16 protein-coding genes and 2 rRNA genes (1 of these 18 cut by a window edge) are annotated in these 23,594 nt (G+C 71.3%); 3 read left to right on the top strand and 15 right to left on the bottom strand.

Annotated elements, in window-relative coordinates; genetic code table 11:
- Positions 1–260 precede the first annotated feature (260 nt).
- From ald to OIE69_RS30425, 4 genes are all read right to left on the bottom strand, one after another.
- Positions 261–1,376, bottom strand: coding sequence for an alanine dehydrogenase (ald, locus tag OIE69_RS30440; RefSeq protein WP_326581458.1), 1,116 nt, complete (start codon positions 1,374–1,376; stop codon positions 261–263).
- A 250-nt stretch (positions 1,377–1,626) separates the two neighbouring features.
- Positions 1,627–3,954, bottom strand: a complete 2,328-nt coding sequence (locus OIE69_RS30435) for a tetratricopeptide repeat protein (protein ID WP_326577210.1) — start codon at positions 3,952–3,954, stop codon at positions 1,627–1,629.
- Between the two features lie 129 nt (positions 3,955–4,083).
- Positions 4,084–4,707, bottom strand: coding sequence for an NUDIX hydrolase (locus OIE69_RS30430; RefSeq protein ID WP_326577208.1), 624 nt, complete (start codon positions 4,705–4,707; stop codon positions 4,084–4,086).
- Between the two features lie 63 nt (positions 4,708–4,770).
- Positions 4,771–6,417 carry a CTP synthase gene (locus OIE69_RS30425; RefSeq protein WP_392567688.1) on the bottom strand — a complete coding sequence of 549 codons (1,647 nt, stop codon included), beginning with the start codon at positions 6,415–6,417 and terminating at the stop codon, positions 4,771–4,773.
- A gap of 403 nt (positions 6,418–6,820) precedes the next feature.
- Between OIE69_RS30425 and OIE69_RS30420 the strand changes: the two genes are divergently transcribed.
- Entirely contained in the window at positions 6,821–8,629 is a 1,809-nt protein-coding gene (locus OIE69_RS30420) for a glycoside hydrolase family 15 protein (RefSeq protein ID WP_326577204.1), read from the top strand.
- 27 nt (positions 8,630–8,656) lie between these two features.
- Here OIE69_RS30420 and OIE69_RS30415 read toward each other — a convergent pair whose 3' ends face one another.
- The 6 genes from OIE69_RS30415 to OIE69_RS30390 form a co-directional block, all read right to left on the bottom strand.
- Complete coding sequence (locus OIE69_RS30415; RefSeq protein WP_326577202.1) at positions 8,657–9,793, bottom strand: glycosyltransferase family 4 protein; 1,137 nt, start codon at positions 9,791–9,793, stop codon at positions 8,657–8,659.
- A 528-nt stretch (positions 9,794–10,321) separates the two neighbouring features.
- A complete protein-coding gene (recN, locus tag OIE69_RS30410; RefSeq protein WP_326577200.1) occupies positions 10,322–12,064 on the bottom strand; it encodes a DNA repair protein RecN in 1,743 nt (580 codons plus the stop codon).
- 49 nt (positions 12,065–12,113) lie between these two features.
- On the bottom strand, positions 12,114–13,052 hold the full coding sequence (locus OIE69_RS30405; RefSeq protein ID WP_245939045.1) for an NAD kinase: 939 nt from the start codon (positions 13,050–13,052) through the stop codon (positions 12,114–12,116).
- Complete coding sequence (locus OIE69_RS30400; RefSeq protein ID WP_326577196.1) at positions 13,049–13,855, bottom strand: TlyA family RNA methyltransferase; 807 nt, start codon at positions 13,853–13,855, stop codon at positions 13,049–13,051. Before OIE69_RS30400 ends, OIE69_RS30405 begins: the two co-directional genes overlap by 4 nt.
- 7 nt (positions 13,856–13,862) lie before the next feature.
- Positions 13,863–14,141 carry a hypothetical protein gene (locus OIE69_RS30395; RefSeq protein WP_326577194.1) on the bottom strand — a complete coding sequence of 93 codons (279 nt, stop codon included), beginning with the start codon at positions 14,139–14,141 and terminating at the stop codon, positions 13,863–13,865.
- Complete coding sequence (locus OIE69_RS30390) at positions 14,134–15,183, bottom strand: histone (protein WP_326577192.1); 1,050 nt, start codon at positions 15,181–15,183, stop codon at positions 14,134–14,136. The genes OIE69_RS30395 and OIE69_RS30390 overlap by 8 nt, the downstream gene beginning before the upstream one ends.
- Positions 15,184–15,331: 148 nt before the next feature.
- Between OIE69_RS30390 and OIE69_RS30385 the strand changes: the two genes are divergently transcribed.
- Positions 15,332–15,679, top strand: a complete 348-nt coding sequence (locus OIE69_RS30385) for a sterol-binding protein (protein ID WP_326577191.1) — start codon at positions 15,332–15,334, stop codon at positions 15,677–15,679.
- On the opposite strand, the gene OIE69_RS30380 is transcribed toward OIE69_RS30385, so the two are convergent.
- Positions 15,676–16,710 carry an HAD-IIA family hydrolase gene (locus tag OIE69_RS30380; RefSeq protein ID WP_326577189.1) on the bottom strand — a complete coding sequence of 345 codons (1,035 nt, stop codon included), beginning with the start codon at positions 16,708–16,710 and terminating at the stop codon, positions 15,676–15,678. The genes OIE69_RS30385 and OIE69_RS30380 overlap by 4 nt on opposite strands.
- Before the next feature lie 72 nt (positions 16,711–16,782).
- Between OIE69_RS30380 and OIE69_RS30375 the strand changes: the two genes are divergently transcribed.
- Positions 16,783–18,066, top strand: a complete 1,284-nt coding sequence (locus OIE69_RS30375; RefSeq protein ID WP_326577187.1) for a DUF1015 domain-containing protein — start codon at positions 16,783–16,785, stop codon at positions 18,064–18,066.
- Between the two features lie 60 nt (positions 18,067–18,126).
- Here OIE69_RS30375 and OIE69_RS30370 read toward each other — a convergent pair whose 3' ends face one another.
- From OIE69_RS30370 to OIE69_RS30355, 4 genes are all read right to left on the bottom strand, one after another.
- A complete protein-coding gene (locus OIE69_RS30370) occupies positions 18,127–19,035 on the bottom strand; it encodes a hypothetical protein (protein WP_326577186.1) in 909 nt (302 codons plus the stop codon).
- Entirely contained in the window at positions 19,017–20,432 is a 1,416-nt protein-coding gene (locus OIE69_RS30365; RefSeq protein ID WP_326577185.1) for a hypothetical protein, read from the bottom strand. The genes OIE69_RS30370 and OIE69_RS30365 overlap by 19 nt, the downstream gene beginning before the upstream one ends.
- A 7-nt stretch (positions 20,433–20,439) precedes the next feature.
- Positions 20,440–20,556: ribosomal RNA gene (gene rrf / locus OIE69_RS30360) — 5S ribosomal RNA — on the bottom strand.
- A 106-nt stretch (positions 20,557–20,662) separates the two neighbouring features.
- Positions 20,663–23,594 (bottom strand): 23S ribosomal RNA (locus tag OIE69_RS30355); it runs 190 nt beyond the window's last position.

The raw sequence follows: 23,594 nt of genomic DNA, 5'->3' as shown, positions 1-23,594 counted from the left end.
GACGGTTGGCGACTCTATGGCGTGTCGGTGGTTCACAGCAACACAATCCACCGGACACGGCACGATGTGTCGGCAACCGAACGTCTCGCTGTCAAGGGTGTAACGACGACGCCGGGGATGTTTCGCGGGGGGACGAATCGGCAAAACAGTATGGTTCCACGCGAACGGCCGGGTCTTGGGACTCAAGACCCGGCCGTGCGTACCGGATTGGCGACAAGTTGACGCCGACGCGGAAAATCGATCAATCGACGAGGCGGCCGTCAGCCGAGAACGGCGGCGAGGTCCACCGTGTCCAGGCCGTGCGCCTCGGCGACCGGGCCGTAGACGACCTGGCCCTCATGGGTGTTGAGGCCCTTGGCGAGCGCGGCGTCACGGCGCAGCGCCTCGCGCCAGCCGCGGTTGGCCAGTTCGACGATGTAGGGCAGCGTCGCGTTGGTCAGCGCGTAGGTGGAGGTGTTCGGCACCGCGCCCGGCATGTTGGCGACGCAGTAGAAGACCGAGTTGTGCACCGTGAAGGTCGGGTCGGCGTGCGTGGTGGGACGGGAGTCCTCGAAGCAGCCGCCCTGGTCGATGGCGATGTCGACGAGCACCGAGCCCGGCTTCATCCGGGAGACCAGCTCGTTGGTGACGAGCTTGGGGGCCTTGGCGCCCGGGATCAGGACCGCGCCGATGACGAGGTCGGCGTCGAGGACCGCCTTCTCCAGCTCGAAGGCGTTGGAGACGATGGTCTGCACCCTGGTGCCGAAGATCTTGTCGGCCTCGCGCAGCTTGTTGATGTCCCGGTCGAGCAGGGTGACGTGGAAGCCCATGCCGACGGCGATCTGCGCGGCGTTCCAGCCGGAGACACCGCCGCCGATGACGACGGCCTTGGCCGGGGCCACGCCCGGGACGCCGCCGGGGAGCACGCCGCGACCGCCGGCCGAGCGCATCAGGTGGTACGCGCCGACCTGCGGGGCGAGCCGGCCGGCCACCTCGGACATCGGGGCGAGCAGCGGCAGCTGGCGGTTGGCGAGCTCGACGGTCTCGTACGCGATCGCGGTGGTGCCGGACTCCAGCAGCGCGTCGGTGCACTCGCGGGACGCGGCCAGGTGCAGGTAGGTGAAGAGGGTCTGGTCCTTGCGGAGCCGGTGGTACTCCTCCGCGATCGGCTCCTTGACCTTCAGCACCAGGTCGGCGACGGCCCACACCTCGTCGGCGGTGGGGAGGATGGTCGCACCGGCGGAGACGTACTCCTCGTTCGGGATGGACGAGCCGAGGCCGGCGTCCTGCTCGACGAACACCTCGTGGCCGCCTCGGACGAGCTCGTGCACGCCGGCGGGGGTGATGGCCACGCGGAACTCGTTGTTCTTGACCTCGCGGGGGATGCCGACCTTCACGTCGATCACGGTCCTGTTCACGGGAGTGGAGGGTTTTGGCAGGTCTCCGGACATGTCACCCGATCACGGGGTACGTCGGACCTGACCGCGATGTTCTGCGGTGCGACCAAGTGTAGTGAAGGAAGAGTCACTGTCCAGCCTTACAAAGTGACTACTTTCAGCGAAGGTATTGGCAGTTTCGTAGGTACAGCCCACTTACGGCGCGATCTGAGGGTCCCCCGTGGCCTCTTGGCCCCGGAAACAGGGGCCCTCAGTCCTCCTCGGGCTGCGGAATCTCGTCGGCGGGCAGCAGCCGGCGCGCCGCGGCCCGCTGCAACCGGGCTCCCGCCGGGTCCCCCAGTCGGTCCAGGGTGTCGGCCATGCGCAGCAGCACCGCGCCCTCCAGGCGCCGCTCCTTCGCCTGCCGGGCCCAGTACAGGGCGTCGCGGCAGGTCCGCAGGGCGTCCTCCGGATGCCCCGCGTACTCCTGGACCCGCGCCACCTCGCTGAGCGCGCGGGCCTGCGCGGGCAGGTCCTTCAGCCGGCGGTGCGCGGCGGCCGCGGCACGCCACTCGCGCAGCGCGTGGCCGTAGCGTCCGGCGTAGGTGAACAGGGCGCCGAGCCGGGAGTGCAGCCGCGCCTGGTGGACCAGCTCGCCGCGGGCCTGCCGCAGGGCCAGCGCCCTGCCGTACCAGTCGGAGGCCCGCTGCGGGTCGTCCAGCTCCAGGTACGTCCCGGCGATGGCCTCCAGCGCGCGTCCCTCGGCGTCCCCGTCGTAGGCCTCCCGGGAGGCGACCAGCGCTGCCCGGTAGCGGTCGAGGGCGTCCAGCGGCCGGGCCGCCTCCACGTCCAGGTCGCCGATGTTCAGCAGGGCCGCCGCCTTCTCACGGTGCAGTCCGCGCCGCTCGGCCACGTCCAGCACCAGGTGGTGGAGCCGGTAGCGCTCGGGCGCCGTCGCGCCGCCGTCGGGGTCCGCGGCCAGGGCCCGTACGAGCGCGGCCATGAGGCGGCGGGCCAGGGTGTCGAGTTCGCCGTCCGCGACCGCCAGCCGCGCGGCGGCCAGCAGGACCGGCAGCCGTACCCGCAGCCACCCGGCCGCGACCGGACGGCTGGGGAAGCGCAGCGACTTGGGCAGCCCGTCGGGTTCCGTCTCGCCCTCCAGGCACATCCGGCACGCGTGCAGCAGCCGTACCGTGCGCTCCAGCATCCGGGCGCGGGCGAGCTGCGCCTCGGACGGCTTCTCCGTGCTCTCCAGCAGCGCCCGCAGCGGCGGGGTCAGCCAGCCCGGCACGCGGTACTGCGCCGGCAGGTCGCCGGCCGCCGGCTCGGGGTGGAGCAGCCCGCAGGCGGCCAGGTCCGCCAGCGTGGCCTGCGCGGCCTCGACCGAGCAGCCGCCCAGCGCGGAGGCGGTCTGCGCGTCGGTCAGGCCCGAAGGGGCGAGCGCGAGCAGCCGCAGCATGCGGGCCACGGCGGGCGAGAGCGCCCCGTACACGAAGCGGAAGGCGCGCAGCAGCTCCGGCGCGGGGGTGGCCCGCGGGGTGGGCGGTGGGGTGCTGCTCCCCTTCTCCTTCACCGCCCCGGAGGCCTCGGGGCCGCCGGCCGTCCTCGCGTCCGGGTCGGCGACGGCGCCCGCCCGGCGCAGCACACGTGCCTGCCCGTCCGCGGCGGCCAGGCCGCGCAGCGCCTCCGGAAGCGGGCCGCTGCCCGTGCGGTGCCCGACGTCGGCGCGGAGCATGCCGTTGCCCCGGGTGGCCGCGCCGCCCTCCGAGACCGCGGCGGCGGCCGGTCCCGCCGCGGGCCCGGCGGCCTCGGCGTGCAGCCGGCGGGTGGCCTCGGCGACGGAGGTGCGGGGCTGGGCGGCGAGCCACGCGGCGACGAGCCGCAGCGCCGCGGGGTGGCCCCCGCACTCCTGGGCCAGGCCGTCCGCGGCCCGGGGGTCGTTGGTGATCCGCACCCGCCCCACGGCCTCGGCCAGCAGGTCGACGCACGCCGCCGGGTCGAGCCCGCCCAGGGTGCAGGGGCGTACGTCGTGGACGCCGGGCAGCGGCCCCTCGGCCGTGGCGACGATCAGATTGCCCGAGTCCTTGGGCATCAGGTCCAGCAGCTGCCGGGAGTCGACGACGTCGTCCAGGACGACGACGGCCTTGCGTCCGTTCAGGGCGGTGCGCAGCGCGGCGAGCAGTTCCTCGCGCTCCGCGGCCGGCTCGGCCTCGACGTCCATCGCGCGCAGCAGGGCGCGGGCGGACTGCTCGGGCGGCACGGGACGGCCGTCGTTCTCGCTGAGCCGTACGTAGAACTGGCCGCCGGGGTAGCGGTCGGCCACCTCGTGGGCGAGCCGCACGGCCAGCGCCGTGCGTCCCGAGCCCGGCCGGCCGGCCACGAGGAGCACGCGGCTCCCGTCGGGCGTCTGGCCGCGCAGCGCCGCCAGGCCCGGCCGGTCGATGTCGGCGCGCAGTTCCTCGAGCTCTCGGCGGCGGCCGAAGAATCCCGGCAGGCCGGGGGGCAACGTGCCGTGTGCCGGGGTCTGCGACGCCGGCTCCCACGGGCCGTCGTCAGAGGCCGCCGCCGATGCGTCGGCGTCCAGCACGTGATCCGCCACGGGCCCACTCCCGTTCTCCTACGAACGGCATGAGCCTAGTTCACGCCGGGGGTCCAACCCCCGTACGCGACGCGGTGGATCCAGCCAATGATCACCCTCTCGGACGATCGGATGGTCAGACCGAACGGGTCACGCGGAGAACGGACGCGCCGGCCACTCGGCCTCGGCCTGGCGCAGCGACTCCAGGCCGTCACCGGCCCGGGCGGCCTGCAGCGAGAGCACGCCGACCACGAGGCAGTTGTTGTGCAGCTCCCCCGCGAGGACGCCGCGGACCAGCTCGTCCACCGGGACCCGGGCGAACTCCATGTCGGCCTCTTCCTCCGACACCTCGAAGCGCTCGCCCTCCACCTCGGACAGGCCCCGGGCCAGGAAGATCCGCACGGCCTCGTCGCAGCCGCCCGGCGTGGTGTACACGTCGGTGAGCACCCGCCAGTCCTCCGCCTTGACGTGCGCCTCCTCGTACAGCTCGCGCTGGGCGGCGTGCAGCGGGTTCTCACCGGGGACGTCGAGCAGCCCGGCGGGGATCTCCCAGAGCTTCATCCGCACGGGGTGGCGGTACTGCTTGAGGACCAGGACCCGGTCCCGGTCGTCGAGGGCGAGCACGGCCACCGAACCGGGGTGGACCTGGTAGTCGCGCCGGGCCACGCTGCCGTCGGGCATGACGACGTCATCGGTGCGGACGCTGGTCTTCTTCCCGGTGAAGGGGGTGGCGGTGGCGGTGACCCGCCACTCCTCGGGAGTGTCCTTCAGCATGGTGCCCTCCGTACGCGGTGCGGGGGCGGGCCGTACGCCGGCCCGCCCCCGCAACCGTATCGATCAACCCTTGAGGCGCTCGACCGCGGCCGCGACCAGACCCGCGAACAGGGGGTGCGGACGGGTCGGGCGCGACTTGAGCTCGGGGTGCGCCTGGGTGGCCACCAGGTAGGGGTGCACGTCGCGGGGGTACTCGACGTACTCGACCAGCGTGTTGTCCGGGGAGGTGCCGGAGAACTGCAGACCGGCCTTCTTCTCCAGCTCGCCGCGGTAGGCGTTGTTCACCTCGTAGCGGTGGCGGTGCCGCTCCTCGACGTAGGGCTCGCCGCCGTAGACCTCGCGGACGATGGATCCCTCGGCGAGCTTCGCCGGGTACAGGCCCAGCCGCATGGTGCCGCCGAGGTCGCCCTGGCCGGCGACGATGTCGAGCTGCTCGGCCATGGTGGAGATCACCGGGTGCGCGGTCGCCGGGTCGAACTCGGTGGAGTTGGCGTCCGGGATGCCGGCCAGGCTGCGGGCCGCCTCGATGACCACGCACTGCAGGCCCAGGCACAGGCCCAGCAGCGGGATGCGGTTCTCCCGGGCGTAGGTGATCGCCGAGACCTTGCCCTCCACGCCGCGGTCGCCGAAGCCGCCGGGCACGCAGACCGCGTCGACGTCCCCGAGCTGACGGGCCGCGCCGGCCGGGGTCTTGCAGTCGTCCGAGGTCACCCACTTGATGTTGACCTTGGCGTTGTTGGCGAAGCCGCCGGCGCGCAGCGCCTCGGTCACCGACAGGTAGGCGTCGGGCAGGTCGATGTACTTGCCGACGAGGGCGACCTTCACCTCGTGCTCGGGCTGGTGGACCCGCTTGAGCAGGTCGTCCCACTGCGCCCAGTCGACGTCCCTGAAGGGCAGGTTCAGCTTGCGGACGACGTACGCGTCCAGGCCCTCGGTGTGCAGCACCTTGGGGATGTCGTAGATCGACGGGGCGTCGATCGCGGCGACCACGGCCTCCTCGTCGACGTCGCACATCAGCGAGATCTTGCGCTTGATGGAGGTCGGCACGTCGCGGTCGGCGCGCAGCACGATCGCGTCGGGCTGGATGCCGATGCTGCGCAGCGCCGCCACCGAGTGCTGGGTCGGCTTGGTCTTCAGCTCGCCGGAGGGGCCGATGTACGGGAGCAGCGAGATGTGCATCACAAAGACGTTGTCCCGGCCGACCTCGTGCCGGACCTGCCGCACGGACTCCAGGAAGGGCAGCGACTCGATGTCGCCGACGGTGCCGCCGACCTCCGTGATCACCACGTCCACGTCCTCGGTCGCCATGCGCCGGATGCGGGACTTGATCTCGTTGGTGATGTGCGGGATGACCTGCACGGTGTCGCCGAGGTACTCGCCGCGCCGCTCCTTGGCGATCACCGAGGAGTAGACCTGGCCGGTCGTGACGTTGGCCGAGCCGGCGAGGTTCACGTCCAGGAAGCGCTCGTAGTGGCCGATGTCCAGATCGGTCTCGGCGCCGTCGTCCGTGACGAACACCTCACCGTGCTGGAAGGGGTTCATCGTGCCCGGGTCCACGTTGAGGTACGGGTCGAGCTTCTGCATGGTGACGCGGAGACCCCGGGCCTTGAGCAGTGCGCCGAGGCTCGACGCGGTCAGACCCTTGCCGAGCGAGGAGGCGACACCCCCCGTGACGAAGAGGTGCTTGGTCGTCGTGGATTTGGGCGGCAGTGCCAACAGGGGGCTCCCGTGGTCGCGAGGTGGTGGTCGGGACGGCACCATGGTGGTGAAGAGGGGTGTCGTCGCGGCGGTTCAGTGGTTCAGGCCACCGGCCCACGGGCTACCAGGGTATCAGTGACGCGCACCAGACGGCGCGGACGGCTCTCTGCCGAAAAAAGCGGTCACCGGGAGTTTGGTACGACAAAATGCACCCGACCGGCCCAGCGGGGCGGTCAGGTCTTCCGCACAGCTCGCGTTGACGTCGTATCCTGCTCGGACACATCGATTCGATGCGAGTGAACCGGCACGGCACTACCCCGCCCGCTCCCGGGAAAGAGCTCGTCGACAGATCCACAGACCGCAATCACCGCCCCAGTCCCAAGGGGCGCCGCCGTCGTTCGACTGGGAGACCTACGTGGCCGGGCGTATCGAGGATTACGCACTCATCGGCGATATGCAGACCGCCGCCCTGGTGTGCCGGGACGGCACGGTCGACTGGCTGTGCCTGCCCCGCTTCGACTCCCCCGCGATCTTCGCGGGCCTGCTCGGCACGGAGGAGCACGGCTACTGGCGGCTCGGCCCCGCCCACGCGAACGGCACCCCTGCCCCGGCCGCCACCCGGCGCCGCTACCGGGGCGACTCCCTGGTGCTGGAGTCCGAGTGGGACACCCCCCGCGGCACGGTCCGTGTGATCGACTTCATGCCGCCGCGTGACGGCGCCCCCCAGCTGATCCGGATCGTCGAGGGCGTCAGCGGCCGGGTCCCGATGCGGTCCGCGCTGCGCATGCGCTTCAGCTACGGCTGGGTCGTGCCCTGGGTGCACAAGGTGGGCGAGCGCACCGTCGCCGTCGCCGGCCCCGACTCCGTCTGGCACGACACCGATGTCGAGACGTACGGCAAGGACCTCACCACCTACGCGGACTTCACGGTGTCGCCCGGCGACCGCATCGCCTTCACCATCAGCTGGCAGCCCTCGCACAAGGAGCCGCCCCCGCTCGCCGAGCCCGAGGCGTCGCTGGAGGCCACCGAGGACTTCTGGCGCGAGTGGGTCGCCCAGTGCACCTACCACGGCCCCTACCGGGACGCCGTGGTCCGCTCCCTGATCACGCTCAAGGCCCTGACGTACGGGCCGACCGGCGGCATCGTCGCCGCCCCCACCACCTCGCTGCCCGAGGACATCGGCGGCGTCCGCAACTGGGACTACCGCTTCACCTGGCTGCGCGACGCGGCGATCACCCTGTCCTCCCTGCTGCGCACCGGCTACCGCGACGAGGCCCGCGCCTGGCGCGAGTGGCTGCTGCGCGCGGTCGCCGGCGACCCGGAGAACCTGCAGATCATGTACGGCATCGCCGGTGAGCGCGAGCTCGGCGAGACCGAGCTGGACTGGCTGCCCGGCTACGAGGGCTCGATCCCGGTCCGGGTCGGCAACGGCGCGGCCCACCAACTGCAGCTCGACGTCTACGGCGAGGTCACCGAGGCCCTGCACCTGGCGCACATGACCGGCCTGGCCCGCAACGACTACGCCTCGCTGCTGCAGATCCGGCTCATCCAGTACCTGGAGGACCACTGGGACGAGCCGGACGAGGGCATCTGGGAGGTCCGCGGCCCGCGCCGGCACTTCGTCCACTCCAAGGTCATGGCCTGGGTCGCCGTCGACCGCACCGTCAAGCTCATCGAGTCCGGCGAGGTCGACGGCCCGCTGGAGCGCTGGCGCGACCTGCGCGACGAGATCCACCGCGACGTGTGCGAGAAGGGCTACGACAAGGAACGCAACACCTTCACGCAGTCCTACGGCTCGCGCGAGCTGGACGCCTCGCTGCTGCTCATCCCGCAGGTCGGCTTCCTGCCGCCGGACGACAAGCGCGTCATCGGCACCATCGAGGCGATCCAGCGGGAACTGTCCACCGAGGACGGCTTCGTGCTGCGTTACCCGACCGACGCCCCGCCCGGCGGCGAGAACCTGGACGGCCTCCCCGGCGACGAGGGCGCCTTCCTCGCGTGCTCCTTCTGGCTCGCCGACGACCTCGCCATGATCGGCCGGGTCGACGAGGCCCGCAGGCTCTTCGAGAAGCTGCTGGCGCTCCGCAACGACCTCGGCCTGCTGGCCGAGGAGTGGGATCCGCGGCTGCAGCGGCAGGTCGGCAACTTCCCGCAGGCCTTCAGTCATGTGCCGCTGATCGACACGGCGCTGCGGCTCACGGCGAGCGGCGCGTACGGGGGCTGACCTCGGGGCCGTCGTACGCGGCGGCCTTCAGTAGGAGATCAACTCGTCGTAGATGCTGAGCACTTGGGCGACCGTTTCATCATCGGTCGGCCAAGTGGCGGCCTGTACGGGACCGGCCGCGGCCAGCCCCGCACGCCGTGCCGGGTCCCGCAGCAGACGCGTGACCGTGTCGGCGAGCGTCTTCGGGTTGCCGTACGGCACCAGCACCGCCGCCTCTCCGACGAGTTCGGGCGTACCGCCGACGGAGGTCGCCACCAGCGGTGCCCCTGCGTGCAGCGCCTCCTGCGCGATCAGCGAGCGCCCCTCCCAGCGCGACGGCAGCACCACCACATCGGCGGCGGCGAGGAGTTCGGGCACGTCGTCACGGCGGCCGAGCAGCCGCACCGGCAGCTCCTCGGTGTCGATCCGCTCCTGGAGCTCCGTACGCAGCGAGCCCTCGCCCGCGACGACCAGCAACGGCGCCGGAGCCGGCCCCGCCCAGCCGTGGGCCGCGTCCAGCAACAGGTGGTACCCCTTGCGCGGCTCCAGACGGCCCACGGCGAGCAGCAACGGCCGCTCGCCCACGCCGAATTCGTCCCGGGTCTTCTGCCGGCGCCGCTCCGCCTCCGCCACCGCCTCCACGGACGGCGCGACCCTCGGCGGCGCCGGCACCCCGATCGGCCCGAGCCGGGCGTCCCGGGCCCCGGCCGAACGGGCCCGGTCCACCAGGTCCGACGACGCGCCCAGCACGACCTCCGCCGCCCGGGCCACCCGGCGCTCCAGCAGCCGCAGCACCCGCCCCCGCGCCCCCTCGGCCAGCACCGCGCCGTGCCAGGTCACCACGAGCGGTGTACGGCGCCCGCTCAGCGCCATCGTGGCGAGCAGTCCGGCCCGCAGCCCGTGCGCGTGCACCACGTCCGCGCCGGCGCAGGCCGCCCGCAGTGCCGTCACCACGGCCGCGTCGGCCCTCGGCTGCGAGCGCCGCGTGATCTCGACGGGCGCGAACCGCGCCCCCGCCGCCCCGAATCCGTACCGCTCCTCGGCCTCGCCCGGCCCGCAGACCGTCACCTGCACGCCGCGCGCCACCAACCCACCCGCCACGGAGGCGACATGGGCCCGCGCCGTCTCGCCCAGGACGTGGACGGCGTGCAGCTGCCCGTGCAAGGGGCTCGGTGAACTGCTCACGCGGGGTAGGGCTCCTGACTCGGCATCGTGCGGAGGGCGGCGGGTCTGCTCCCTCAAGGATGCCAGGCCGATAGGCCATCCAGGGAGCGATGCCCCACCCCCACCCGGCCACACGTACGCGGGACCACCCTTACGAGTGCCCCCACTCCCCCATCACGCCGACCCCGTACCCGTAAGCCGGGGTACGCGCCGTCGGGCGTGGCACGCGCGGGCGCACGGCCGCGTCTCGGGACGGCGGTGCCAGCGGCGGACCGGCCACGGACCGACCGGCGGCATCGACGACCGCCTCCCCGCAGCCGTCGGAACCGCGGCGACGACGGCACCCGGAACGCGCTCCGAGTGCGGTGGGCGGAAACCCCCTCCCGGGGCCCGCCGGACGGTGGTCGGCAGGCGGGACAGGCACCCCCGTCACGCCGGGGACTGTGGTCGGCCACCCGCCGCGGCGAAGCCGGACGCCCCCCGGCAACGCACCGCGCCGCCGGGCACACGGGCAGGGCGGCACGCCGCGTACCCCGGTCCCGGCGCGCGTCAGCGTGCTTCGCGGGCGGCGGCCAGCAGTTCCTCGGCGTGGGCACGGCCGAGTTCCGAGTCCTCCAGGCCGGCGAGCATCCGGGAGAGCTCCCGCACGCGTTCCTCGCCCTCCAGGACGCGCACCCCGCTGCGCGTGACGGACCCGTCGTTGGTCTTCTCGACCAGCAGTTGCCGGTCCGCGAACGCGGCCACCTGGGGCAGGTGCGTGACGACCACGACCTGCGCGGTCCGCGCCAGGCGCGCCAGGCGCCGGCCGACCTCGACCGCCGCCTTGCCGCCGACGCCCGCGTCGACCTCGTCGAACAGGTACGTCGGCACCGGGTCCGACCCGGCGAAGACGACCTCGACGGCGAGCATCACGCGGGACAGCTCACCGCCGGACGCGCCCTTGGCGATGGGCCGGGGCGGGGCGCCGGGGTGGGGTGCGAGCTGCAGCTCGACCTCGTCCGCGCCGGTCGCGCCGAAGGCGACCCGGCGGCCGCCGACCTCGATGCCCTCCTCGTCCCCCGTCTGCCGGAGGGCGACGCCGACGCGGGCGTGCGGCATCGCGAGCTGCGCGAGTTCCGCCGTGACGGCCGCGGCGAAGCGTTCCGCCGCCTCCGCGCGCGCGTCGGTGAGGGCCTGGCCGAGGTCGCCGAGCTCGGCGCGCAGCGCGTCGCGCTCCGCCGTGAGCTCCTCGATCCGCTCGTCGTCGCCGTCCAGCTCGCCCAGCCGGGCCGCGCCCTGCTCGGCCCACGCCAGGACGGCGTCGATCGTGTCCCCGTACTTGCGGGTGAGGTGGGCGAGGACGGACCGCCGCTCCTCCACGGCCGCCAGCCGCCGCGGATCGGCGTCCAGGTCGTCGGCGTACCCGGCGAGCTCACCGGCGACGTCGCCGAGAAGGATGCCGATCTCGCCGATCCGGTCCGAGAGCGCGGCCAGCGCCGGATCGTGGGAGCGCACGGCCTCCAGGGCGCGCTGGGCGCCCGCGACCAGCATCCCGGCGTCCACGCCCTCCGGGTCCTCGGGGTTCCCCGCGAGCGCGGCGTGCGCCAGTGCCGCGGCCGACGCGAGCGCCTCGGCGTGGCCGAGACGTTCCGCCTCGGCGGCCAGGTCGGCGTCCTCGCCGGGCAGCGGCTCGGCGGCTGCGACCTCCTCAAGGCCGAAGCGCAGCAGGTCCGCCTCCTGGGCCCGCTCGCGGGCCCGCGTGGTCAGCTCGTCCAGCTCGCCCGCGACCTCGCGCACACGCCGGTAGGCGGCCGCGTACTTGGCCAGCGGCACGGCGACGGCGTCGCCCGCGTACCGGTCCAGCGCCTCCCGCTGGCGGGCCGGCCGCAGCAGGCCCTGCTGGTCGGTCTGGCCGTGGACGGCCACCAGCTCGTCCGCCAGCTCGCCCAGCAGCCCCACGGGGACCGAGCGCCCGCCCACGAAGGCCCTGGAACGGCCCTCCGCCGAGACGGTACGGCTGATCAGCAGCGCACCGTCGTCCAGCTCGGCGCCCGCCTCCTCGGCCCGCACCGCGGCGGGCGCGTCGGCCCCCAGCGTGATCCGTCCCTCGACGGACGCCGATTTCGTCCCGATCCGGACCAGACCGGGATCGGCACGGCCGCCCAGCAGCAGCCCGAGGCTCGTGACGACCATGGTCTTGCCCGCGCCGGTCTCACCGGTCACCGCCGTGAAGCCGGGCGACAGCTCCACCACGGCGTCCTCGATGACTCCCAGCGACCGGATCCGCATTTCCTCCAACACGGATACGACCATACGAGGTTTGCGGGCCGCCGCGCGACGGGCCTCACCCCTGAGGGGAAACTCAGTGCGGCGCGCCCCGCCAGCCCGCCACCGGCAGCGCGAACTTCGCGACCAGCCGATCGGTGAAGGAGGCGTGGTGGAGCCGCGCCAGCCGGACCGGCACCGCCCCCCGCCGGACCTCCACGCGGGCCCCGGCCGGCAGGTCCACCGAGCGCCGCCCGTCGCACCACAGCACGCCGTGCGGGGTCTTCGGCTGCACCTCCACAGCCAGCACCGACCTCGGCGAGGTCACCAGCGGCTTCGCGAAGAGCGCGTGCGCGCTGATCGGCACCATCAGCAGCGCCTCGACCTCCGGCCAGACCACCGGCCCGCCGGCCGAGAAGGCGTACGCGGTCGAACCGGTCGGGGTCGCCATCACCACCCCGTCGCCGCCGAAGCGGGAGACCGGACGGCCGTCGACCTCGGTGACGACCTCCAGCAGCCGCTCGCGCGCCTGCTTCTCCACCGACGCCTCGTTCAGCGCCCAGTCGGTGTGGACGACCCGGCCGTCGTTGCGCACCAGGACGTCGATCGTCATGCGCTCCTCGACCTCGTAGTCGCGGGTGACCACGCGGTCGACGACCTTGTCCAGGTCGTCGCGCTCGGCCTCCGCGAGGAAGCCGACCCGGCCCAGGTTGACCCCGAGCATCGGCACCCCGGAGGCCCGCGCGAACTCCGCGCCCCGCAGCAGCGTGCCGTCACCGCCCAGGACGATGATCAGCTCGCAGTCCGCGACGGTCTCCGGGCCGATCTCCTGCACGCGCTGCACCGCGCCGTTGCCCGGCAGCGTCAGGTCCTCGGCCTCCTCGGCCAGCACCCGGACCCCGATGCCGCAGCGCTGCAGTCCCTGGACCACCCGCTCGGCGCTGCGGATGGCCGCCGGCCGCCCGGTGTGCGCGAGGAGGAAGACGGTGCGGCCGGACGTCCCGTGCACCTCGTGTGTCTCGTGCGTCTCACTCAACGGGGCCCCTCCGCCACAGCGCGTTCGACATCCGCCGGGTCGAGCTCGGGCGCCCCGGCGCGCAGCCACAGAAAGTACTCCACATTCCCCGACGGTCCCGGCAACGGGCTCGCGGTCACGCCCAGCACCCCCAGTCCCAGTGCGGCCGCCTGCCCGGCGACCTGTCGTACGGCCTCGGCTCGCAGCTGAGGGCTGCGGACGACACCGCCGCTGCCCAGTCGCTCCTTGCCCACCTCGAACTGCGGCTTGACCATCAGGACCAGGTCCGCGTCGGGCGCGGCGCAGCGTACGAGGGCGGGCAGGACGAGCCCGAGCGGGATGAAGGACAGGTCGCCGACCACAAGGTCCACCGGCCGGCTGTCGATCTGCTCGAGCGTCAACTCGCGGACGTTGGTACGGTCCTTCACGGTGACGCGTTCATCGCTCTGCAGCGACCACGCGAGCTGCCCGTAGCCGACGTCGACCGCGACGACGCGCGCCGCGCCGTTGCGGAGCAGGACGTCGGTGAAGCCGCCCGTGGACGCCCCGGCGTCCAGCGCGCGGCGCCCCTCCACGCGCAGCCCCAGGGGCACGAACGCCGCCAGCGCCCCCGCCAGCTTGTGCCCGCCGCGGGATACGTAGTCCGGGTCCGAGGCGTCCTCGGCCACGACGACCGCGGCGCTGGTCTCCACCTGCGTCGCGGACTTCGTCGCGGTCGTCCCGCCCACGGTCACCCGCCCGTCGGCGATCAGCTGCCCGGCGTGCTCCCGCGAGCGGGCGAGGTTCCGGCGCACCAGCTCGGCGTCGAGTCGGCGTCGTGCCACGTGAGGTTCAGCTCCTGTTGTCGTCGTCGAGTCTCGTGAGCGTGTCGCGCAGCCCACGGTGTACATCCTCGTACACCTCGACGTGGTCCTCGGTGGGAAGCAGGTCGGCATCCTGCAGGCGGACAAGGACGGCGTCCACCTCGGTATTCCCCGTGGCGTCCAGGACGACGCCCAGCGGGCGCGGCCCCGCGTCGGCGACCGCCTGCGCCGGGGCGGGCGCCCCGGCGGCTGTCCCGGCTTCCGGTCCGAGTGCCGGGACCACGCCCTCGAGCCCGGTCTCAGTCACGTCCCTTCGCCTCCTGCGGGCGGGCCGCCGCCTTCCTGGCGGTCGCGGCCTTCTTGGCCGGGGTTGCCTTCTCGGCCGGGGCCGCCTTCTTGGCCGGGGCCTTCGCGGCGGGCGTCTTCTTGGCGGGCGCGGCCGCAGCGGTGCGGGACGCCGCCGCGGTCTTCTTGGCGGGGGTGGCCGGGGTGGCCTTCTTCGCCGCGGGCGCCGCCTTCTTCGCCGGCGCGACCGCAGCGGTCTTCTTGGCCGCGGCTGTGGTCTTCCTGGCGGGAGTGGCCTTCTTCGCCGCGGAGTCGGTGCCGGAGGCCGCCGCCTTCTTCGCCGGCGCCGTGGTTTTGGCCGGGGCGGCCTTCTTGGCGGGGGCGGTCTTCCTCGCGGCAGGCGCCGCCTTCTTCGGCGCGGGCGCCTTGGCCGGGGCGGCGTTCTTGCGCGCGACCGGTACGGCCCCGGCACCCTCGGTCCTGACCGGCTCCGGAGCCGCAGGCGCCACAGACGCCTCAGGCGTCGTGGGAGGGTGCGCCGGCGCGGCGTTCTTGCGCGCCACCGGGGTGGCCCCCGTGGCGCCCGTCCGCTCGGGCCTCCTCGCGGGCGCGGGCGCCGACGTGTGCCCGTCGACCGGTGCGTGCTCCACCGGCGGCTGCGGCGGCACGTACAGGCCGGGGTCCGGCTCCTCGTCCGCCGCGTCGGCCCAGGCCGGCTCCCGGTCGTCGTCCTCCAGGTTGCGGATGCGGCGTTCCAGGGCCTCCAGGACGACACCGACCTTGGTGACCTCGTCCGCGAGCCGCCCGACCCGGCTCATCGCCTTGTCGATCTCCTCCCGGATGAGCCCCACGAGCAGGTCGCGGTTGGCCCGTCCCGATGCCATCAGCTCGTCCGCGAGCGTCTGTACCTCGGGCGGGATCCGCTCGCCGATGCTCCGCTGTACCGCGTCGACGTCTATCCCGGTCTGGTCGAGCAGTTCCTTCGCCGCACCGACCGCCCGTCGCCGGGTGGCCTCGGTCAGGCCGCCCGCGATCTGCAGACAGGTCCGCAACGCGTCCCGCATACGCCCTCACTCCTCGCCTTCGCCAGTTCCCCAGACTTCGTCGGTCACGACGCTACCGCCTATGGCGCCGCATCTCCCCGACGGTCCGCTGCGGTACGGTCGATCAGCACCAGCACGAGCCGACGTCCGAACGGGAGACGCACAGCCCATGGCGACCATCGAGGAGTGCCGCAGCGCGCTCGAGCGGCTGTCCGAGAACCTCGCCAGGACCGAGGGCGACCTGCACAGCGCGGCCGCGCTCGACCGCTCGCTCAGCTGCCGCATCACCGATCTCGACGTGACCTTCGTGGGACGTCTCGTGGACGGCCGTATCCAGGACGTGGTCACCGTGCAGGGCCCGCCGGCCGAGCGCGCCGAGATAAGGCTCACCATGACCGGTGACGACCTCGTCGCGCTCGTCGACGGCAGGCTGCACTTCGCGAAGGCGTGGGGCAGCGGCAGGGTCAAGCTGGAGGCGGGCTTCCGCGACCTGCTGCGGCTGCGCAAGCTCCTCTAGAACCCCAGCCGGTCCAGCGCCTTCCCCGCGTCCAGGTCGCAGGTGCCGTCCCCGGCCTGGGTCCAGGCCGCCGCGCACAGCGCCCGCAGCCCGTCCATGGGTTGGCCTTCGCCTTCGTCGTCACGGTGCAGCACCAGCGCCCCGTCGCCCACCGAGGCGGTCCAGTCCCCGCAGCGGTACGCGCCCTCGCCGGCGTCCACGACCTCGGGCTGCGGGGTGAGCAGGCCGCGCAGGTCGGCGTCCACATAGGTGGGCCGGTGCTCGGGCGGGGCGGCGAGCAGCAGCGCGGCGGTGGTGACCCCGGTGAGCACCAGCAGCGAGTCGACGCCGCCCGCGTGGGCGCCCTCGATGTCCGTGTCGAGCCGGTCGCCGACCACCAGCGGCCGCCGCGCGCCGGTCCTGATCACCGTCTCGCGGTGCATGGGCGGCAGCGGCTTGCCCGCGATCTGCGGGTCGCCGCCCGCCGCGATCCGGACGACCTCGACGAGCGCGCCGTTCCCCGGTGCCGTGCCGCGCGCGGTCGGGATGGTCAGGTCGGTGTTGGACGCGAACCACGGCACGCCGCGGTTGACCGCGTACGCCGCCTCGGCGAGCTGCCCCCAGCCCACCTCCGGCGAGTAGCCCTGCACGACCGCGGCGGGGTCGTCGTCGGCCGAGTCGACCGGCTGGAGCCCGCGTTCGCGCAACGCCTCCATGAGTCCCTCGCCGCCGATCGCGAGCACCCGCGCGCCCGCCGGGACCTGATCCGCGATCAGCCGGGCCACCGCCTGGGCGGAGGTGATGACCTCCCCGGCCTCGGCCGGCACCCCGAGCCGCGTCAGGTGCTCCGCGACGGTCCGCGGGGTGCGGGCGGCGTTGTTGGTGACGTACGCCAGGCGCATGCCGTGCGCCCGCGCCACGCCGAGCGACTCGACGGCGTGCGCGATCGCGTCACCACCCGCATAGACCACTCCGTCGAGGTCGAGCAGAGCCGTGTCGTACGCCTGGTCAAGAGGCCTTTCACTGCCGGCCGGGCCGGTCCGGTGGTTCATCGGGCGGTCGCTCCTCGTATGTCGTCGATCACTCGGCACACTTCGCGGACATGACCCGCGTAGCATGCCCGGATGAACAATTCCGGACCCGCTGTACGGGGCTTGCGGCTGGCGCCGTTCCGCGCGCTCCGCTACGTCCCCGAGCGGGTCGGCAGCCTGGCCGCGGTCACCTCGCCACCGTACGACGTCGTCGTCCGGCCCGAGGGACAGCGGCACCTGGAGACAGCCGACCCGCACAACGTCGTGCGGCTCATCCTGCCCACCGCCGAGCCCCCGGACGGCCGGCACCGCAAGGCCGCCTGGGCGCTGTTCCAATGGCAGGAGGAGGGCGTCCTGGCCCTCGACCCCAAGCCCGCCCTGTACGTGTACGAGCAGCGCGAGGGCGATCAGGTGCAGCGCGGCCTCATCGGCGCCCTGCGGCTGACCCCGCCCGAGGAACGGATCGTGCTGCCGCACGAGGACGTGATGCCCGGCCCGGTCGCGGACCGCGCGGCCCTCATGCGCGCCACGGCCGCCAACCTCGAACCGCTGCTGCTGGCGTACCGGGGCGACGACGGGGAGGCGGCCGAGGTCGTCGAACGCACCGTCGCGGGCCCGCCCTTGCTGGCCACGACGACCGAGGACGGCATCCACCACCGGCTGTGGGCGATCACCGATCCGCAGGCGATCGCGGCGGTCGACGCCGACCTGTCCCGGCACCAGGCCGTCATCGCCGACGGCCACCACCGCTGGGCCACCTACCTGTTGCTGCAGGCCGAGCACGAGGCGCCGAGCCCGTGGGACTACGGCCTGGTGCTGCTCGTCGACACCACCCGATACCCGCTGCGGGTCCGCGCCATCCACCGCGTACTGCCGCAACTGCCCGTCGCGCGGGCCGTCGAGGCGGTCCGCGACGCCTTCCGCGTACAGGAGCTGCCCGGCCCCCTGCCGGAGGCCCTCGCCGCCCTGGAGGCCGCGGCCGCCGAGGGCAACGCGTTCCTGCTCACCGGCGACGGCCGCTTCCACCTCCTGGACCGGCCGGACCCCGGGGCCCTCGCCCGGGCCATCCCGGGGGACCGCCCCGACGAATGGCGGCAACTGGACGCCACCGTGCTGCACAGCCTGCTCCTGGACCGTATCTGGGAAGTGCCCGACGCCCCCGAGCACATCCACTACATCCACGACACGGAGGCCGCGGTCGAACACGCCGAGCAGTTCGGCGGCACGGCCGTGCTCATCCACCCCGTGCGCGAGAGCGTCGTCCACGACCTCGCCAAACAGGGCGTGACGATGCCGCGCAAGTCGACGTCGTTCGGCCCGAAACCGGCGACCGGCCTGGTGCTGCGGAGCCTGGAACTCGACGGCACCTCCGCCTGACCCCGCACAACGCGAGGGGCGGCATCCGCATGACGCGGATGCCGCCCCTCGTACCGGCGATCAGCCCTCGGTGTTCTTGGAGGGCTCCTTGAACGGGTCGTCGAGGAACGCCGTCGGGTCGGCCTCGTCGGTCAGGTCGACGTCCGGCTCCCCGGCGTCACCGGCCTCGCGGTCCTTGCGGCCCTCGCCGTCCCGGTGCTCGTCGTCCTCGCCGTCGCCGTTCTCGCCCTCGGCGACCCCGGCATCCGCAGTGTTCCCGGTGTCCGCGGTGTCCGCGACGTCGTCGCGATCCACCGCGGCGGCCTCATCCGCCGCCGGCTGCTCGTCGTCGGCGTCGTCCAGCGCGTCCACGAAGGCCACGCCGTCCAGCTGCGCCAGCCGGTCGGACGCGTCCGTGCTGCCGCTCTGGTCGGCCTCGAGCGACTTGGCGAACCACTCGCGCGCATCGTCACCACGACCCGCCGCGAGCAGCGCGTCGGCGTACGCGTAGCGCAGCCGCGCGGTCCACGGGTGCACGGCGTTGGACGCCAGCTCGGGGCTCTGCAGGGTGACGACGGCGGCGTCGTTCTGGCCCATGTCACGCCGGGCACCAGCGGCCACCAGGCGCATCTCCACCTGACCCGCGCGGTCCAGCTTGTGCACCTCGGGAGCGCCCGCCATCTCCAGCGCGCGCTCCGGACGGCCCATGCCGCGCTCGCAGTCCGCCATGACCGGCCACAGGTCGACCGTGCCCGTCATCCGGCGGCAGGCACGGAACTCGGCCAGCGCCTCGGCATACCGCTCCGTGGCGTACGAGGCGAACCCGGCCGCCTCACGCACGGCGGCGACACGGGACGCGAGCCGCAGCGCGACCCTGGAGTAGCCGTACGCCAGTTCCGGATCCTCGTCCAGCAGCCGGGCCACCATGACGAGGTTCCGCGCGACGTCCTCGGCGAGCGTCTTCGGCAGGCTCATGAGCTCCTGACGCACGCTGGGGTCGATCTCCTGACCCGTGACGTCGTCCGGGATCGGCAGCCGCTTGACGGGCTCCCGCTCCTCGCGGCGCTCGTCGCGGCCCCGGGTGTTCTCGAACCGCCCACGCCCCTGCACGTACGGCCGGCGGCCGCCCTGGCCCCGATCGTCCTCACGACGCGGGCCGCGGGGACGCTCGTCCCGGCGGTCGTCGCGCCGGTAACCCCCACGGTCGTCGTCCCGCCGCGGCCCACGGGGCGGGCCGTCACGCCGGTCGTCACGCGGACGATCGTCGCGGGGGCGGTCGTAGCGCGGCCGGTCATCGCGGCGGAACCCACCACGATCGTCACGCCGGTCGTCACGGGGACGGTCCTCACGAGGCCGGTCGTAGCGCGGACGGTCGTCACGGCGGAACCCACCACGGTCATCACGCGAACGATCGTCGCGGGGACGGTCGTACCGCGGCCGGTCGTCACGGCGGAACCCACCACGATCGTCACGGCGATCATCGCGCGGACGGTCCTCACGAGGCCGGTCGAAGCGCGGACGGTCCTCACGAGGCCGGTCAGAACGCGGACGATCGTCACGGCGGAACCCACCACGATCGTCACGGCGATCATCGCGCGGACGGTCCTCACGAGGCCGGTCGAAGCGCGGACGGTCCTCACGAGGCCGGTCAGAACGCGGACGATCGTCACGGCGGAACCCACCACGATCGTCACGCCGATCATCGCGCGGACGGTCCTCACGAGGCCGGTCGAAGCGCGGACGGTCCTCACGAGGCCGGTCAGAACGCGGACGATCGTCACGGCGGAACCCACCACGATCGTCACGCCGATCATCGCGCGGACGGTCCTCACGCGGCCGGTCGAAGCGCGGACGGTCCTCACGAGGCCGGTCAGAACGCGGCCGGTCGTCACGGCGGAACCCACCACGATCGTCACGCCGGTCGTCACGGGGACGGTCCTCACGCGGCCGGTCGTAGCGCGGACGGTCATCGCGACGGAACCCACCACGATCGTCACGCCGGTCATCGCGCGGACGATCCTCACGGGGGCGGTCGGAACGCGGACGGTCATCGCGACGGAAACCGCCGCGGTCATCACGCCGGTCATCGCGACCCCGGTCCTCGTACCGCCCCCGCGGACGGTCGTCGGGCCGGCGGTAACCGCCGCCGGCTCGGTCGCCTTCGCGCCGGGGGCCGCTGCTGCGGTTTTCACCCCGGTCGCCGCCCTGGCGCGGAGCGCGCCGCTCAGGCCGATCCGGCCGTTCCTCGGGCGAGTTGGACATCGACGTGACTCCTGTCGTTCGTACTGCTGTAGTGCCAGTCTCTCGTACCCGTCCGCGAGTTGCGCACCACGCCAAAAACAAAAAGACCCTCGGTCCCAGCGCTTTGGCCAGGACCGAGGGTCCATAAAGATTGTTCGGCGGCGTCCTACTCTCCCACAGGGTCCCCCCTGCAGTACCATCGGCGCTGAAAGGCTTAGCTTCCGGGTTCGAAATGTAACCGGGCGTTTCCCTAACGCTATGACCACCGAAACACCATCGGGTGTTAGGCGAACAAGCACACTTTTCAGTTAAGTGACTGGTTCAACCGGTGCGACCTTTCGCAACCCGGGAACCAAACAGTGGACGCGAGCAATCTGAGGACAAGCCCTCGGCTTATTAGTACCGGTCAGCTCCACCCATTACTGGGCTTCCACATCCGGCCTATCAACCCAGTCGTCTACTGGGAGCCTTAACCCCTCAAGGGGGTGGGAGTCCTCATCTCGAAGCAGGCTTCCCGCTTAGATGCTTTCAGCGGTTATCCCTCCCGAACGTAGCCAACCAGCCATGCCCTTGGCAGGACAACTGGCACACCAGAGGTTCGTCCGTCCCGGTCCTCTCGTACTAGGGACAGCCCTTCTCAAGACTCCTACGCGCACAGCGGATAGGGACCGAACTGTCTCACGACGTTCTAAACCCAGCTCGCGTACCGCTTTAATGGGCGAACAGCCCAACCCTTGGGACCGACTCCAGCCCCAGGATGCGACGAGCCGACATCGAGGTGCCAAACCATCCCGTCGATATGGACTCTTGGGGAAGATCAGCCTGTTATCCCCGGGGTACCTTTTATCCGTTGAGCGACGGCGCTTCCACAAGCCACCGCCGGATCACTAGTCCCTACTTTCGTACCTGCTCGACCCGTCAGTCTCACAGTCAAGCTCCCTTGTGCACTTACACTCAACACCTGATTGCCAACCAGGCTGAGGGAACCTTTGGGCGCCTCCGTTACTCTTTAGGAGGCAACCGCCCCAGTTAAACTACCCACCAGACACTGTCCCTGATCCGGATCACGGACCGAGGTTAGACATCCAGCACGACCAGAGTGGTATTTCAACGACGACTCCACAATGGCTGGCGCCACCGCTTCACAGTCTCCCACCTATCCTACACAAGCCGAACCGAACACCAATATCAAGCTATAGTAAAGGTCCCGGGGTCTTTCCGTCCTGCTGCGCGAAACGAGCATCTTTACTCGTAGTGCAATTTCACCGGGCCTATGGTTGAGACAGTCGAGAAGTCGTTACGCCATTCGTGCAGGTCGGAACTTACCCGACAAGGAATTTCGCTACCTTAGGATGGTTATAGTTACCACCGCCGTTTACTGGCGCTTAAGTTCTCAGCTTCGCCCCACCGAAATGGAGCTAACCGGTCCCCTTAACGTTCCAGCACCGGGCAGGCGTCAGTCCGTATACATCGCCTTACGGCTTCGCACGGACCTGTGTTTTTAGTAAACAGTCGCTTCTCGCTGGTCTCTGCGGCCACCACCAGCTCAGGAAGTAAATCCCCTCACCAGCAATGGCCCCCCTTCTCCCGAAGTTACGGGGGCATTTTGCCGAGTTCCTTAACCATAGTTCACCCGAACGCCTCGGTATTCTCTACCTGACCACCTGAGTCGGTTTAGGGTACGGGCCGCCATGAAACTCGCTAGAGGCTTTTCTCGACAGCATAGGATCATCCACTTCACCACAATCGGCTCGGCATCAGGTCTCAGCCTCAATGAGTGGCGGATTTGCCTACCACTCGGCCTACACCCTTACCCCGGGACAACCACCGCCCGGGCTGGACTACCTTCCTGCGTCACCCCATCGCTCACCTACTACCACCTCGGGTCACCGGCTCGACCACTCCCCATCACTCCGAAGAGATCAAGGGCGGCTTCACGGGCTTAGCATCAGAGGGTTCAGCGCTGGCGCTTCAAAGCGGGTACCGGAATATCAACCGGTTGTCCATCGACTACGCCTGTCGGCCTCGCCTTAGGTCCCGACTTACCCTGGGCAGATCAGCTTGACCCAGGAACCCTTAGTCAATCGGCGCAAGAGTTTCCCACTCTTGTATCGCTACTCATGCCTGCATTCTCACTCGTGAACCGTCCACGACTCCCTTACAGGGCCGCTTCACCCGGCACACGACGCTCCCCTACCCATCACAGCCTCCGTTGGGAGTAATGCTGCAATGACACGACTTCGGCGGTACGCTTGAGCCCCGCTACATTGTCGGCGCGGAATCACTTGACCAGTGAGCTATTACGCACTCTTTCAAGGGTGGCTGCTTCTAAGCCAACCTCCTGGTTGTCTGTGCGACTCCACATCCTTTCCCACTTAGCGTACGCTTAGGGGCCTTAGTCGATGCTCTGGGCTGTTTCCCTCTCGACCACGGAGCTTATCCCCCGCAGTCTCACTGCCGCGCTCTCACTTACCGGCATTCGGAGTTTGGCTAAGGTCAGTAACCCGGTAGGGCCCATCGCCTATCCAGTGCTCTACCTCCGGCAAGAAACACACGACGCTGCACCTAAATGCATTTCGGGGAGAACCAGCTATCACGGAGTTTGATTGGCCTTTCACCCCTAACCACAGGTCATCCCCCAGGTTTTCAACCCTGGTGGGTTCGGTCCTCCACGCGGTCTTACCCACGCTTCAACCTGCCCATGGCTAGATCACTCCGCTTCGGGTCTTGGGCATGCGACTCAAACGCCCTATTCGGACTCGCTTTCGCTACGGCTACCCCACACGGGTTAACCTCGCCACACACCGCAAACTCGCAGGCTCATTCTTCAAAAGGCACGCAGTCACGAGACACCAGCAAGCTGATGTCCGACGCTCCCACGGCTTGTAGGCACACGGTTTCAGGTACTATTTCACTCCGCTCCCGCGGTACTTTTCACCATTCCCTCACGGTACTATCCGCTATCGGTCACCAGGGAATATTTAGGCTTAGCGGGTGGTCCCGCCAGATTCACACGGGATTTCTCGGGCCCCGTGCTACTTGGGTGTCGTACAAGCAAGCCGCTAATGTTTCAGCTACGGGGGTCTTACCCTCTACGCCGGACCTTTCGCATGTCCTTCGCCTACATCAACGGTTTCTGACTCGCCCAGCCGCCGGCAGACGACTGAAGTACGATCCCACAACCCCACATGCGCAACCCCTGCCGGGTATCACACGCATACGGTTTGGCCTCATCCGGTTTCGCTCGCCACTACTCCCGGAATCACGGTTGTTTTCTCTTCCTGCGGGTACTGAGATGTTTCACTTCC

Source organism: Actinacidiphila glaucinigra, assembly GCF_035918135.1.
GTDB lineage: Bacteria > Actinomycetota > Actinomycetes > Streptomycetales > Streptomycetaceae > Actinacidiphila > Actinacidiphila glaucinigra.
Note: the sequence above shows the minus strand (reverse complement) of the source record. Positions and strands in the feature narration are given on the sequence as shown.

Coding starts and splice junctions, on each gene's coding strand:
- OIE69_RS30430 (WP_326577208.1), bottom strand. CDS start 4,707: ATGCTGAAGGACACTCCCGAGGAGTGGCGGGTCACCGCCACCGCCACC.
- recN (WP_326577200.1), bottom strand. CDS start 12,064: ATGGTCGTATCCGTGTTGGAGGAAATGCGGATCCGGTCGCTGGGAGTC.
- OIE69_RS30390 (WP_326577192.1), bottom strand. CDS start 15,183: ATGCGGGACGCGTTGCGGACCTGTCTGCAGATCGCGGGCGGCCTGACC.
- OIE69_RS30385 (WP_326577191.1), top strand. CDS start 15,332: ATGGCGACCATCGAGGAGTGCCGCAGCGCGCTCGAGCGGCTGTCCGAG.
- OIE69_RS30380 (WP_326577189.1), bottom strand. CDS start 16,710: ATGAACCACCGGACCGGCCCGGCCGGCAGTGAAAGGCCTCTTGACCAG.
- OIE69_RS30375 (WP_326577187.1), top strand. CDS start 16,783: ATGAACAATTCCGGACCCGCTGTACGGGGCTTGCGGCTGGCGCCGTTC.
- OIE69_RS30365 (WP_326577185.1), bottom strand. CDS start 20,432: ATGGACCCTCGGTCCTGGCCAAAGCGCTGGGACCGAGGGTCTTTTTGT.